Below are 13702 nucleotides of genomic sequence, written 5' to 3'. Positions count from 1 at the left end.
GCCATCAATGAAGCGGCGAACATCCTGTCTTCGGATCAGGTGTCGCTGAACATGAAGATGGCGCTGCTGAAAGTCCTGCCGGAGATCGTGCGCGAGAGCGTGCGGCCGATGGAAGCGATCGATTCGATCAAGATCGTGCAGGTCGATGGCCTCACGCAAAAGGGCGGCGCTTCGGCCGGTTCGGGGGCTCCGATTGGAGGCTCGGGCAATCTGGCCAACGATGCGGTCAGCGCCGCGCTCGCCTACCGCGCGCAGGCGCCGGTGATCGACGGGCTGATGAAGGAACTGGGGCTCGACGGCGCTTCGCTGGCCACGATGGTCAGGGGCGCGGTGGAGCCGGAAGCTCCGGAAGCCGCCGCCGAAGATGCACCGGGGGATGATGTCTATCGTCCCCAGACGGTGAACTGAGGCCAAAAGGGAAGCCCGGGAGAGATGATCTCCCGGGCTTTTCCCTATCTTAGCTGCTGGCGTCCTTCACTGTCTCCATCGCCACGAAAGTGGAGGTGCTGGCCACGTGCGGCAGGCTGGAGATCTTCTCGCCCAGTACGGCGCGGTAGCGGCGGATGTCAGCGGTGCGGACCTTGAGGAGATAGTCGAAGTTGGCCGCCAGCATGTGGCATTCCTCGACTTCGGGAATGCGGCGCACCGCGCTGTTGAAGTCCCTCAGCGCCGCCTCGCGTGTGTCGGAGAGGCTGACTTCGACGAAAGCGACATGGTCCAGCCCGAGGCTCGCCGGATCGACAACGGCGCGAAAGCCCCGGATCACCCCGCTGTCGATCAGCTTGCGCATCCGCGTCTGGCAGGGCGTTTTCGACATGCCCGCGCGCTCGGCGAGATCGGTGACGGTGATCCGGCCGTCTTCGCGCAGAATGGCGATGATCTTGCGGTCCATCTCGTCCAGATCGACTGGTATCCTGCCCATATCCATGAAAAACGTCCAAAAATGGCTGAAAATTAGGTCAGTTCGAAAGGTATTATGCCTCTGAAAAGGCAGATTGCCAATTCCGGGTTGTGTAAATTGCGGGGCATGACCGTCATGCCGCCCTTTGCCGCTTTCGCCCCCGCCATCCGGGACTTTTCGCCCCTGCGCCAGGCCATTGCCGAGGCGCGCCGCCGCGACGAGGCGGCGTGTCTTGCGCCCTTGCTGGAAGCGGCGAGCCTGCCCGGCGCCATGCGCGCGGCGATCCGCGAGACGGCGGCGAAGCTGGTCACGGCCCTGCGTGCACAGAGCAAGGGCCGCGGCGTCGAAGCACTGGTGCAGGAATACGCGCTTTCCAGCCAGGAAGGCGTCGCGCTGATGTGTCTGGCAGAGGCGCTGCTGCGCATTCCAGATGCCGCCACGCGCGATGCGCTGATCCGCGACAAGATCGCCGGGGGCAACTGGAGCGGCCATCTCGGCGGCGGCAAGTCGCTGTTCGTCAATGCCGCGACCTGGGGGCTGGTCGTGACGGGAAAGCTGGTGGGCAGTGTCGACGACAGGGGCCTGTCCGCCGCGCTCACCCGCCTGATCGCGCGCGCTGGCGAGCCGGTGATCCGCAAGGGTGTGGATCTGGCCATGCGCCTGCTGGGCGAACAGTTCGTCGTCGGCGAGACGATCGAGGATGCGCTCGGGCGCGCGCGCGAATGGGAAGCGAAGGGCTTCCGCTACAGCTATGACATGCTGGGTGAGGCGGCGATGACGGCGGCCGATGCCGAGCGCTATTACGCCGACTATGTCGAGGCGATCGCGGCGATCGGCCGGGCCGCCGCCGGCAAGGGTGTGGTCCAGGGCCCCGGCATCTCGATCAAGCTTTCCGCGCTGCACCCGCGCTATGCCCGCGCGCAGGCGGACCGGGTGATGGGCGAGCTGCTGCCGCGCGTGAAGGCGCTGGCGTCGATGGCGCGCGATTATGGCATCGGCCTCAACATCGATGCCGAGGAAGCCGACCGGCTGGAGCTGTCGCTCGATCTGCTCGAAAGTCTTGCGCTCGATCCCGATCTTGCGGGCTGGGACGGGCTCGGCTTCGTGGTCCAGGCCTATGGCAAGCGCTGCCCGATGGTGATCGACTGGATCATCGATCTGGCCCGGCGCGCGAACCGGCGGATCATGGTGCGGCTGGTCAAGGGCGCTTACTGGGATGCCGAGATCAAGCGCGCGCAAGTGGACGGGCTGGCGGACTTCCCCGTCTATACCCGCAAGGTCCATACCGACGTTGCCTATATCGCCTGCGCCCGCAAGCTGCTGGCCGCGCCGGACGAGGTGTTCCCCCAGTTCGCCACGCACAATGCGCAGACGCTGGCCACGATCTATCACATGGCCGGGCCGGACTTTTCCGCCGGCCGGTACGAGTTCCAGTGCCTGCACGGCATGGGTGAGGCGCTCTATTCGCAGGTTGTCGGTGCCCATAAGCTCGACCGGCCCTGCCGCATCTATGCGCCGGTCGGCACGCATGAGACGCTGCTGGCCTATCTGGTGCGCCGCCTGCTGGAAAACGGGGCCAATTCCTCGTTCGTGAACCGCATTGCCGATCCGGCCGTACCGGTGGAGGAACTGACCGCCGATCCCGTCGAGACCGTGCGCGCCATGCCGCAGCCGGGCGCGCGGCACGAGCAGATCGCCCTGCCGGGAGACTTGTTCGGAGAGCGCCGCAATTCGGCGGGCATTGATCTGACTGACGAGCTGGCGCTGGCCGCGCTGTCGCGGGATTTGTACGCGTCCGCCGCGCGCGAATGGCACGCGGCTCCCGAGGGCGGCAATGGCCCGGCGCGGCCGGTGTGCAATCCGGCGGACCGGGGCGATCTGGTCGGCACGGTCATCGAGGCGCCGGTCGAGGCGGCCGCCCATGCCGTGGCCCGGGCTGCCGCCAGCAGTTGGGGACAGGTTCCGGAAGTGGAGCGCGCTGCGATCCTCGAACGGGCCGCCGATGCCATGCAGGCGCGGATCGGCACGCTGATGGGGCTCGCCATGCGCGAGGCGGGCAAGTCGGCGGCCAATGCCGTGGCCGAAGTGCGCGAGGCGATCGACTTCCTGCGCTTCTATGCCCAGCAGATCGACGAGACGTTCGGTCCCGAACAGGTCCCGCTCGGCCCGGTCGTCTGCATCAGCCCGTGGAATTTCCCGCTGGCAATCTTCACCGGGCAAGTCGCGGCGGCGCTGGCCGCGGGCAATCCGGTGCTGGCCAAGCCTGCCGAGGAAACCCCGCTGATCGCCGCCGAGGCGGTGCGCATCCTGCACGAGGCGGGCGTGCCCCGCGATGCGCTGCAACTGCTTCCGGGCGACGGCCGCGTCGGCGCCGCGCTGGTGGCCGCGCCGGATGTGGCGGCGGTGATGTTCACCGGCTCCACCGAAGTTGCCCGGCTGATCCAGCAGGAGCTTGCGGGGCGGGTATCGCCGGAGGGGCGCCCGGTCCCGCTGATCGCCGAGACGGGCGGTCAGAACGCGATGATCGTCGATTCCTCGGCGCTGGCCGAGCAAGTCGTGGCCGATGTCCTCGCTTCCGCTTTCGACAGCGCGGGCCAACGCTGTTCGGCGCTGCGCGTGCTGTGCCTGCAGGAGGACATTGCCGATCGCACGCTGGCGATGCTCAAGGGGGCGCTGGCCGAACTGCGCGTGGGCGATCCTGGCCGCCTTTCCACCGACATCGGCCCGGTCATCACAGTGGAGGCGCGCATCGGCATCATCCGCCACATCGAGGCGATGCGGAGCAAGGGCCACCGCGTGACGCAGCGAGAGGTTCCGGAAGAGGCGGCCGCCAAGGGCACGTTCGTGGCGCCCACCGTGATCGAGATCGGCGCGATCACCGAACTGGAGCGCGAGGTTTTCGGGCCGGTGCTGCATGTCGTGCGCTACCGGCGCGAGGATCTCGGTGCGCTGATTGAGGCGGTCAATGCGACGGGCTATGGCCTCACGTTCGGGCTGCATACCCGGCTCGACGGCACCGTGGCGCAAGTGACCGGGCGCGTCCGGGCGGGCAATCTCTATGTCAACCGCAACACGATCGGCGCCGTCGTCGGCGTGCAGCCGTTCGGCGGGCGCGGGCTGTCCGGGACCGGGCCCAAGGCAGGCGGGCCGCTCTATCTGGGCCGGCTGGTCCGGCAGGCGCCGGGGGTGCTGCAGCCGGCCGGATACGGTGCGCCGCTGGTGGAGGCCTTTGCGCTCTGGCTGGAGGGGCAGGGGGAAGCATCCGCGGCAAGGCGGGCCCGCGAACTGGGGGCGTCTTCGGCTCTCGGGCTGGAACGCGAGCTTCCCGGCCCGGTCGGCGAGCGCAATCTCTATGCGCTTCATCCGCGCGGGCAGGTGCTGCTGTGCCCGGCGAGCCGCGAGGGGCTGCTGGAGCAGATGGCGGCGGTGCTGGCCACCGGCAATCGCGCCGTGGTGCGGGGCATGGACCTGCCCGGCGGGTTGCCCGAGGCTGTCGCCGCGCGCTTCCGGCCCCAGGGCGATGAGCCCTTTGCCGCCTGTCTTGTGGAAGGCGGTCCGGAAACCGTGCGGGCCGCTTGCGAGGCCGTGGCGGCGCTGGCGGGCCCGGTCGTTCCCGTCCATTGCGATCCCGGTCCCAACGGCATCTGGCTGCTCGAAGAAGTCTCGACATCGATCAACACGACGGCGGCCGGGGGCAATGCCAGCCTGATGGCGATCGGCTGAGTTAACTTGGAATAAGCAGTTTTCGCGTAGCCCGCTCTGCAGTGCGGCGCCTTTTGCCGTGCGAGAACGGCAGGGGCCATGCGGCACGAGCAAGCTTGGGACGGACGTCAGACGCCGGTGGAGGCGGGCACGCGGCTTTTCGCGCACCGCCTGCCGTGCGACGAGCGCGTCGCGCAAGGCTGGCGCCGCCTCGAAGCCGTGGGGAGTCTGCCGTCGCAGACGCTGGCCTTTCACGCGGCGCTGTCCGAAACGATGATGGAAGGCCTCGTCGTCAGCATCATGACGGCCGGCAGCGGCGACGGTGTGGCCGCGATCCTGCCGCTCTGCCGCCGCCGCGGCCTTCTGACCCGCTGGCATGCGGCCGGGGTGCGGCAGGTCTATGAGCCGGTCGATGCGCTGTGCGCCTCTCCGGCCGCCGCCGCACAACTGGCGGGAAGATTATCGCGCCTGTGGCGCCCGCTGCGGCTGGACCGCATTCCCGCCGCCTCGCCGCTCGTTCCCGCGCTTGCCGCGGCGATGAAGGGCAAGGGGCTGGTGGTCACGCGTCCGGCCACGGCCTGTCCCCGGATCGTCTTCGAACCGGGCGAGACGGAGCCCGAGCAACGCTTCAATTCCGGCCGCCGCTCCGATTTCCGCCGCGCCCGCCGCCGCGCCGAGGCGATGGGCGAGGTTTCGTTTGAAATGCACGCCCCGTCTCCCGAGGCGTTTGGCGGCCTGTTCGACGAGGCAGTGGCCGTGGAGCAGCGCGGCTGGAAGGGCGAGAGCGGATCGGCGCTGGGCTGCGAGGCCGTCAAAGGGGCGTTCTTCCGCGATTTTCTCCATCGCATGAGCCGGGACGGCGCGTGCCGCATCGCCTTCATGCGCATCGGCGGGCGGGCCGTCGCCATGCATCTCGCGGTGGTGTTCCAGGGCCGCTACTGGCTGTTCAAGATCGGTTTCGATGGCGATTACGCGCGCTGTTCGCCGGGCAACCTGCTGATGCTGTTCGCCATGGCCGATGCCATGAAGCAGGGGCTGGGCGGCATCGAACTGCTCGGCGAGGTCGAAGACTGGATCACCGAGGCGTGGACGCAGGATGCCATCCCCTGCGTTCGCCTGCAGACGTATCCGTTCAACTTGCGGGGGCTCGCGGTTCTGCTGGCGGAAGGCATCGTCTGGGCCTGGCACCATCGCCCGTTTCCCCGGAGAGCATTGTGAGCGTAGGCCTTTCGACCCGGCTCGTGCAGATCTACTCGCGCACGGTGGAGGCGCTGGTCCCGGCACCGGACGCAGCGGACGCGGCCCGCGCCTGCCGCGCGCTGAAGCGTGGCGGAAACGCCGTGACGTTGAGCTATTTTCCGGCGTGGAACGGCGTTGCCGCGGGCATCGTAGAGGCCTGCGCGAAACTCTCCGCCGAACTGGCGGGAGAGGGGCAGGGCACCTGCCTTTCGATCAAGGCGCCGCCGCTCTACTTCGACAAGGATAATCTGCGGGCGGTCGCCGGTCCTGCCAGCGCGGCGGGGATGACCGTAGTGTTCGACGCGCTCACGCAAGTGCAGGCGGAACAGACGCTCGATCTCGTTGAATGGATGGCGGGGGAATTCCCTTCGGTCGGCGTGGTGCTCCCCGCGCGCTGGCAGCGCAGCGCCGGCGATGCCCGGCGGCTGCGCGATACGCCGGTGCGCATCCGTCTGGTCAAGGGCGAATGGGCCGATCCCGGCGGCGACGTGCCGGATATCGAAGCGGGATATCTGGATCTCGTGCGCATTCTGGCCGGGCGCAAGGCACCGGTGGCCGTCGCCACGCATCATCCGCCGCTGGCCGCGCAGGCCCTGCCGATCCTGCAGCAGGCGGGAACGCCCTGCGAACTGGAGCAGTTGCGCGGCCTCCCCAGCCGTCGCACCCGCCGCATCGCGAACGGCTTGGGCGTGCCGGTGCGCGTGTTCCTGCCGTTCGGTCCCGGCTGGTGGCCCTATGCGGCCGAGAAGCTGCTGGAGCGGCCCTATTTGCCCTTGTGGTGGCTGAAGGACAGGCTGGGTTAGACCGGCGCGGGGCAGCAGCCGTCGGGCACCCGCCGCTCTTGCCGCCGGTGCAGCGCGAGCGTCAGCAGGAACACGGCCAGTCCGCCCAGCGACAGCCCGACGCCTATCCAGCCGGTCATCCGCAAGCTGTAGCCGGCCCCGATCGCGAGCCCGCCCAGCCATGGACCCAGCGCATTGGCGACGTTGAACGCGCTGTGATGGGCCGCAGCCGCCAGCGCCTGCGCTTCGCCCGCGACGTCCATCAGCCGGGTCTGGAGGATCGTGCCGAGCCCGCCGCCGAACCCGATCAGCAGGATGTCGAAAGTCAGCAGCCAGATATTGCCAGCCACCAGCGGGAACAGGCCGAGAGCGACCGCGCTCCAGACGAAGGCGCCGATCGCGGCGTGATTGAGCCGGCGATCGGCCAGCCAGGCCCAGAACAGGTTGCCCACCGTCATGCCCACGCCGAACACGGCGAGCACCAGCGGCACGAGCGCTTCGCGTACCTTGGTCACCTCGATCATGGTCGAGGCGACATACGTGTACACGCAGAACAGCCCGCCGAAACCGATGGCGCCGGTCAGCAGGGTCAGCAGGACTTGCGGGCGGCGCAGGGCGTCCAGTTCGCGCAGTGGGCTGGATCGCGGGCCGCCATGGTCGCGGGGGGCGAACAGCGTGACAAGCACCATGGTCACCAGGGCCAACCCGGCGACGATGCCAAAGCCGCTGCGCCAGCCGATGATCTGCCCCAGCCAGTTGGCGGCGGGGACGCCGATGATCGTCGCGATCGTCAGGCCGGTCATGACTTTCGCCACCGATTGCGCGCGGGCATTGGCGGGAACCAGCGAAGCCGCGACCAGAGCGGCGACACCGAAGTAGGCGCCATGGGGCAGGCCGCTCAGAAAGCGGAACAGCAGCAAGGAGGGATAGCTGGACGCCGTCGCGCTCAATCCGTTGGCAAAAGCGAACATACCCATCAGCCCGATCAGCAGCGTGCGCCGGGCCAGCCGCGCGCCCAGCACCGCGATCGTCGGCGCCCCGACCACGACGCCCAGCGCATAGGCGCTGATGGCATGGCCCGCCTGCGGCTCGCTCAAGCCCAGATCGCGGGCGAAATAGGGCACGAGGCTCATCGCCGCGAATTCCGTCGTGCCGATCGCGAATGCACCCATGGCGAGGGCGAGGATGATAAGGGTGGGGTGGCCGGACGCGGGGCGCTCGGGCGGTCTAACGGTCATGACATGCTGCAGAAATCTGGGGGGACGGAATTTTGCAGTGTGCGGGCCGGCTTGGGAAGGGGGTGAGCTGTGCGTTTATTGCACGTGCGGGCGACTATGCTGCAAGTGCCGGAGTAACGCGGGGGAGGCAGCGGCGATTGCTGCCCCGCACCCGGGCATGTTCGGGCCGCAAGGTTGTGGTGCCCGTCAGAGCCCCGGATCGAAGTCGGGAGCGACCTGCTCGGTGTGGTCGGCCGTGTGGTGCGCCACGTGAATGCCGCACTCGGTCTTGTCCCAGCCCTTCCAGCGGCCCGAGCGGGGGTCTTCGCCCGGCGCGACCTTGCTGGTGCAGGGCATACAGCCGATCGAGGGATAGCCTTCGGCCACCAGCGGGTGCGGGGGCAGGTCGTGTTCCGCGATATAGGCGGCCAGACGTTCGGCGGACCAGTCGATCAGCGGGTTGATCTTCAGCCGCCCCTGTTCGTCGGTGGTGTCGATCTCGAAGCGGGGCAGGGTGGCGCGGGTCGAGGCCTGGAAGGCCTTGCGCCCGGTGATCGAGGCATCGAGCCCGAGCAGCGCCTTGGCCAGCGGCTTGACCTTGCGGATCTCGCAGCAGCCGTCGGGATCATAGGACCAGCGCAGCCCGCTTTCGTCTTTCTTCGCGAGTTCTTCGGTATCGGGCGTCAGGTTGCGCAGGTCCCTCAGGCCCAGCCGCTCCACCAGATGGTCGCGATAAGCCAGCGTTTCGGGGAAATGCTTGCCGGTATCGAGGAACAGCACCGGCACCGTGGGATCGACACGGCTGACAAGGTGCAGCAGCACCGCGCTTTCCGCACCGAAACTGGAGACGATACCCACATCTCCCGCCATGCGTTCCTTGAGCATCGTCTCGAGCATTTCGAGCGTGTCGGCGCCGCGGAACAGGCGGTTGAGGCGCACGGCATCGGCCTCGCTGAAGCGCGGGCCGGTGTCGATGCGATCGCGGATGCGGGTGGCGTCGGTCATTTCGGTAATCCTTGGGAGTTTCCTCCGAAATCCTCGTCATTGCGAGCGGCCGCAGGCCGCGCGGCAATCCAGGGACGGTTTGCGCTGTCCTGGATTGCTTCGCTGCGCTCGCAATGACGATGGAGTGTTGCCATGCTCAGCTCTGGTGCCGCAGCGCCCAGATGGGCTGGCGGCCGTCGGCCGTCGCCTGATAGACATTGTCCCAGCGCTCGAACGCGGCCTGCGCGTCGGCGGGGTTGAGCGGCTTGTCGGGCGCGAAGGCGTCGAAGCCGCAGCGCTTGAGGTGGCTCAGCATGTCGATCACGACATCGCCCACCGCGCGGATCTCGCCGGTGAAGCCTGCCTCGCGCAGGACGCGCGCGGAGGAATAGCCGCGCCCGTCGGTCCAGGCCGGGAAGTTCACTTCGATCAGGCGCAGACGGTCGAGGAAGGGCAGGAGCGCGCGGGCATCGTCGCCCGGCTCGATCCGCACCGCGGTGGCGTTGGTCTGCTCGGTGAAGGCATCCACGGTGACGGCGGAATCGTTGACCGCCTCGTCGTCACGGAACCGGAATTGTACATCAACCATGGAAAACCTCACCGGCGGTTTGCGGTGCTTCGACAAGCTCAGCACGAGCGGACTTCTTGTTAAATTTCCGGGACCCGCTCATCCTGAGCTTGTCGAAGGATGCCTGGCGTGACCTATCAACCATAGATAGCCTCCTTGAACGGATCCATGCCGATACGGCGGTAGGTGTCGAGGAAGCGCTCGCCATCCTGCTTGTTGGAAAGATAGACTTCGGTGGCCTTCTCGACGGCATCGACAATGCCGTTCTCGTCGAAGCCGGGGCCGGTGATCTTGCCGAGAGAGGTATCCGCACCCTCGCAGCCGCCAAGCAGAAGCTGGTAGTTCTCCACCCCCTTCTTGTCGACGCCGAGAATGCCGATGTGGCCCGCGTGGTGGTGGCCGCAAGCGTTGATGCAGCCGGAGATCTTGAGCTTCAGCTCGCCGATCTCGGCCTGCTTTTCCGCGCTGCCGAAACGCTCCGAAATCTTCTGCGCCACCGGGATCGAACGCGCATTGGCGAGGCTGCAGTAGTCGAGGCCGGGGCAGGCGATGATGTCGCCCAGCGTATCGAGGTTGGCGATGCCCAGGCCCGCTTCGTCGAGCGCCTTCCACAGCGTGTAGAGGTCTGCCTTCTTCACGTGCGGGAAGACGATGTTCTGGGCGTGGGTCACGCGCAGTTCGTCGAAGCTGTAGTCCTTGGCAAGCTGGGCCATCAGGCGGATCTGGTCCGCGCTGGCATCACCCGGAATGCCGCCGACGGGCTTGAGGCTGACATTGGCGATGACGTAACCGGCCTGCTTGTGGGCGTGCGTGTTGCGCTCCACCCAGAGGCGGAAATCGGGATCGCTGAGGTCCAGCTCGTCCGAGGCACCGGCTTCGAACGCCGGATCGACGAAGTACTGCTTGATCCGCTCCAGCTCGGCGAGCGGCGGCTCGATGCCCTGACCAAGCAAGTGCGCGAACTCTTCCTCGACTTGGCGCGTATATTCGTCCTTGCCCAGCTCGTGGACGAGGATCTTGATGCGCGCCTTGTACTTGTTGTCGCGGCGGCCATAGCGGTTGTACACGCGCAGGCACGCTTCGGAGTACGTGATGAGCTGGTCGAGGGGCACGAACTCCCGGATCATCGGGCCGATCATCGGCGTGCGGCCCATGCCGCCGCCAGCGTAGAACTGCGCACCGATCTCACCGGCGGGATTCCTGACCATCTTGATGCCGATGTCGTGCAGGCGCATCGCCGCGCGGTCGGTCTCGCTGGCGATGACGGCGATCTTGAACTTGCGCGGCAGCGTCAGGAATTCGGGGTGGAAGCTCGACCACTGGCGCAGCAGTTCGGCATAGGGGCGCGGGTCCACCACTTCGTCGGCGGCGGCACCGGCATACTGGTCCGAGCTGATGTTGCGGATGCAATTGCCGCTGGTCTGGATCGCGTGCATTTCCACCTTCGCCAGATCGGCGAGGATGTCGGGCGTGTCCTCCAGCTTGATCCAGTTGTACTGGATGTTCTGGCGCGTGGTGAAGTGGCCGTAGCCGCGGTCATACTTGTCCGCGATGTCGCCCAGCACAGTCATCTGCGCCGAGTTCAGCGTGCCATAGGGCACTGCGACGCGCAGCATGTAGGCGTGCAGTTGCAGGTAGAGGCCGTTCTGCAGGCGCAGCGGGCGGAACTGCTCTTCGGTCAGTTCGCCCGAGAGGCGGCGGCGGACCTGATCGCGGAATTCCGCGACGCGGGTATCGACCATCTGCTGGTCATAGGAATCGTACTTGTACATCAGATCACCCAGTTCACGGCTTCGGGGTCGGACGGCTTGAGCGTCAGGTCGGGGCGCACGGTGGGGCCCAGAGCGCGGATGCGGTCCTTGATATGGGCAGGGCGCACGGTCCATCCGTCCTTGGCCGCAGTCTTCTCGCCATCGATGACATAGGCGGCGAAGACGTTCTGCACGCCTTCCTCGCGGGCGATGATCTTCGCGCCATCCTCACCGACATCGGCGGCGTCGTTGACGTCGAGCGACCAGCCCACGCCGGTCCACCATGTGACCGCTCCGGTCTTGAGGTCGTTGCCGGTCAGAATCTTCACTGTATTGCCTCCAGCGCGCCGGTTTTCAGCGCCGTTTCGCGTATGATGTTGTCGGGTTCCGCGGCGACATGGCCGATCACGATCAGCGCCGGGCTCTTCACCTTCTCGGCCTCGACGAGATCGGCAAGGCCGGCCAGCGGCGCGCGCAGCACGCGCATTTCGCGGCGTGTGGCATTCTCGATCACCGCGACGGGAACGTCGGGGGCAAGGCCGTCCGCGATCAGCTTTTCGGAAATCTGCGCGGCCGTCGCCAATCCCATGAAGATCACGAGCGTGCGGCCCTTGCCGGCAAGGCCGGACCAGTCCTGATCGCTCAGCCCCTTGCACTGACCGGCGACGAACGAGACGATCGAGGCATGGTCGCGGTGGGTCAGCGGGATCCGCGCGGCGGCGGAGGCGCCCAGCGCGGACGAGATGCCCGGCACCACGTCCACCGGCACACCGGCGGCGCGGCAGGCCTCGGCCTCTTCGCCGCCGCGGCCGAACACGAAGGGATCGCCGCCCTTGAGGCGCACGACGTCGTTTCCGGCGAGCGCTTCCTTGACCAGCAGCGCGTTGATCGCCTCCTGCTTCATGGTGTGGCGCGAGCGGCTCTTGGCGACCGAGATCATGCGCGCGCCGGGGCGTGCCATGGCGAGGATCGCCGGATCGACGAGGCCATCATGCACGATCAGCCGGGCATTCATCAGCAGCCGCGCCCCGCGCAGGGTCAGAAGATCCGGGTCGCCGGGGCCCGCGCCGACAAGGTGGACCGTGCCCGGAGCGGCCTGAGGGCCTGAGGAGAGAGGATTCGCTTCCATGCCGGGCAAATGGCCGCGATCGCCCGGAGGCACCAGCCAGAATGGCTTTGGGGTGGATAAGGCGAGCTTTACCCCCAGCAATGTCAATCCCTTGGGAGAGGCGGAGCTAACCCGTTCGCTAACCAAATATTAACTCGGGAAGACGACCATCGGCGCTCCCTGGGAGGCAGCGCGATGTCGATTTCGGCCCATTTCGAAGAAATTCCGCCTGCCGAAGGGCAGTCCCGCGCATTGCGGCGCCGTCTGCAGTTTGAGACGCAGGGCGCGCTTGAAACCGGGCAGGCCGCGCCAGTGCAGGTCCACAACGTGTCCGAGACCGGGCTGCTGCTCGAAACCGCCGCCGATCTGGAAATCGGCGAGGCCATCGCGCTCGATCTGCCCGAAGCCGGGCAGGCCCGCGCGCGTGTTGCCTGGGCGAGCGGCTCGCTCTACGGCTGCGCGTTCGACGTTCCGCTTACGCCTGCCGCGCTGAGTGCCGCGCAATTGCGCAGTGCGGCGCAGAACGAGGCCGGGATCGGCCCGTCTCCGGCGCCGGCCGGTCCGGCGGCGATCGGCGGGGAAAGTTTCGGCGAACGCCTGCACCGGCTGCGCAAGCTGCGCGGCTATACCCAGGGCGAACTGGCGAACCGCCTGGGCGTCAGCAAGCCGACGGTCTGGGCCTGGGAGCAGGGGCGCGCTCGTCCGATCGAGGACCGGCTCGACGCCATTGCCGAAGCGCTCGGCGTGACGAGCGCGGAGCTTCGTCCCAGCCGCACGGTGCCCGGACTTCCGGACCTCATCGCCCGCTGCCGCGACCAGATCGCCGCCGCCGTCGAGACGACGCCCGACAAGATCAGGATCATGATCGAGCTCTAGGGCCGATCGACCCTGGAGTGGTGGAAGCGAAGTTCCCCTCTTAATTCGTCGCCCCCCGCGGGGATGCCGTGGAGCCGTGAGGTAAACTTCCTCGTCGGATGACTAGGCATCCTGCTTGGCTTCGATCCGGGCGAGGCTGACTGCGAAGCCGCAGCGCTCGCTCGTGTCGAGGTTGTGTTCCTGATACCGCTGGAACAGCCCGCCCAGATGCTGGTCGATCTCGGCCTGCGTATAGTCGAGAGAGTGTACGCTGGCATAGCCGTGCTGGATGGCACGTTCCATCGCGGCCTCCCCGTCGGTGACGTTGAAGAACACGTTCATCACGCCTTCTCCCCGGGCCGCGAGAAAGCCGGATACCGCGCTGCTGTCCTCCCTGCCGGGAAGCGGTGCGCAAAGTTCGATCCCGGCGTCCCAGGCGATCGACACGGCTATGCCGAAGGGTTCGCCGGTCCAGTGCGCATCCACGAAAGTGGCGCCGAGAAGATCGCGGTATTTTGTCTTGGCCGCTTCCAGATCGCGCACGGCGATCATGATGCGGTTCACTCCCTTAACGGCCATAAGATCCTCTCTCCTT

General features: G+C 67.3%; 13 protein-coding genes. 5 read left to right on the top strand and 8 right to left on the bottom strand.

Translation table 11 applies throughout. From position 1 onward, the window contains the following. The coding region (locus NN5_RS06840) for a flotillin domain-containing protein (protein ID WP_281190404.1) at nt 1-408 on the top strand (408 nt) is incomplete at its 5' end. A gap of 49 nt (nt 409-457) precedes the next feature. Here the strand turns inward: NN5_RS06840 and NN5_RS06835 are convergent. Beyond that, nucleotides 458-928 (bottom strand): Lrp/AsnC family transcriptional regulator, encoded by a 471-nt coding sequence (locus NN5_RS06835; RefSeq protein ID WP_067733270.1) that lies wholly within the window; start codon nt 926-928, stop codon nt 458-460. Between the two features lie 99 nt (nt 929-1027). Between NN5_RS06835 and putA the strand changes: the two genes are divergently transcribed. The 3 genes from putA to NN5_RS06820 all read left to right on the top strand — a co-directional run bounded on the left by putA (nt 1028) and on the right by NN5_RS06820 (nt 6645). Beyond that, nucleotides 1028-4624, top strand: coding sequence for a trifunctional transcriptional regulator/proline dehydrogenase/L-glutamate gamma-semialdehyde dehydrogenase (putA, locus tag NN5_RS06830; RefSeq protein ID WP_067733269.1), 3597 nt, complete (start codon nt 1028-1030; stop codon nt 4622-4624). A gap of 78 nt (nt 4625-4702) precedes the next feature. Then, entirely contained in the window at nt 4703-5821 is a 1119-nt protein-coding gene (locus NN5_RS06825; RefSeq protein WP_067733268.1) for a GNAT family N-acetyltransferase, read from the top strand. Next, the gene (locus tag NN5_RS06820) at nt 5818-6645 is read left to right on the top strand and encodes a hypothetical protein (protein WP_067733266.1); all 828 of its coding nucleotides are present in this window, start codon (nt 5818-5820) and stop codon (nt 6643-6645) included. The genes NN5_RS06825 and NN5_RS06820 overlap by 4 nt, the downstream gene beginning before the upstream one ends. On the opposite strand, the gene NN5_RS06815 is transcribed toward NN5_RS06820, so the two are convergent. From NN5_RS06815 to cobA, 6 genes are all read right to left on the bottom strand, one after another. Then, complete coding sequence (locus tag NN5_RS06815; protein WP_067733262.1) at nt 6642-7862, bottom strand: MFS transporter; 1221 nt, start codon at nt 7860-7862, stop codon at nt 6642-6644. The two genes, NN5_RS06820 and NN5_RS06815, sit on opposite strands and share 4 nt — an antisense overlap. 186 nt (nt 7863-8048) lie before the next feature. Next, entirely contained in the window at nt 8049-8846 is a 798-nt protein-coding gene (locus NN5_RS06810) for a phosphoadenylyl-sulfate reductase (protein WP_067733259.1), read from the bottom strand. A 136-nt stretch (nt 8847-8982) separates the two neighbouring features. Then, the gene (locus NN5_RS06805) at nt 8983-9414 is read right to left on the bottom strand and encodes a DUF934 domain-containing protein (protein WP_067733282.1); all 432 of its coding nucleotides are present in this window, start codon (nt 9412-9414) and stop codon (nt 8983-8985) included. 116 nt (nt 9415-9530) lie between these two features. Next, the gene (locus NN5_RS06800; RefSeq protein ID WP_067733257.1) at nt 9531-11165 is read right to left on the bottom strand and encodes a nitrite/sulfite reductase; all 1635 of its coding nucleotides are present in this window, start codon (nt 11163-11165) and stop codon (nt 9531-9533) included. Continuing rightward, on the bottom strand, nt 11165-11473 hold the full coding sequence (locus tag NN5_RS06795) for a DUF2849 domain-containing protein (protein ID WP_067733255.1): 309 nt from the start codon (nt 11471-11473) through the stop codon (nt 11165-11167). Before NN5_RS06795 ends, NN5_RS06800 begins: the two co-directional genes overlap by 1 nt. Then, nucleotides 11470-12273 (bottom strand): uroporphyrinogen-III C-methyltransferase, encoded by an 804-nt coding sequence (gene cobA / locus NN5_RS06790; RefSeq protein WP_067733254.1) that lies wholly within the window; start codon nt 12271-12273, stop codon nt 11470-11472. The genes NN5_RS06795 and cobA overlap by 4 nt, the downstream gene beginning before the upstream one ends. Nucleotides 12274-12447: 174 nt before the next feature. Here cobA and NN5_RS06785 point away from each other — a divergent pair, with 174 nt between their 5' ends. Further along, the gene (locus NN5_RS06785; protein ID WP_067733252.1) at nt 12448-13128 is read left to right on the top strand and encodes a helix-turn-helix domain-containing protein; all 681 of its coding nucleotides are present in this window, start codon (nt 12448-12450) and stop codon (nt 13126-13128) included. Nucleotides 13129-13230: 102 nt separating this feature from the next. Here the strand turns inward: NN5_RS06785 and NN5_RS06780 are convergent, their stop codons facing one another. Continuing rightward, complete coding sequence (locus tag NN5_RS06780) at nt 13231-13686, bottom strand: VOC family protein (RefSeq protein WP_067733250.1); 456 nt, start codon at nt 13684-13686, stop codon at nt 13231-13233. Nucleotides 13687-13702: the final 16 nt, after the last annotated feature.

Source organism: Novosphingobium naphthalenivorans NBRC 102051 (assembly GCF_001590985.1).
In the GTDB taxonomy this organism is placed as follows: domain Bacteria; phylum Pseudomonadota; class Alphaproteobacteria; order Sphingomonadales; family Sphingomonadaceae; genus Novosphingobium; species Novosphingobium naphthalenivorans.
Note: the sequence above shows the minus strand (reverse complement) of the source record. Positions and strands in the feature narration are given on the sequence as shown.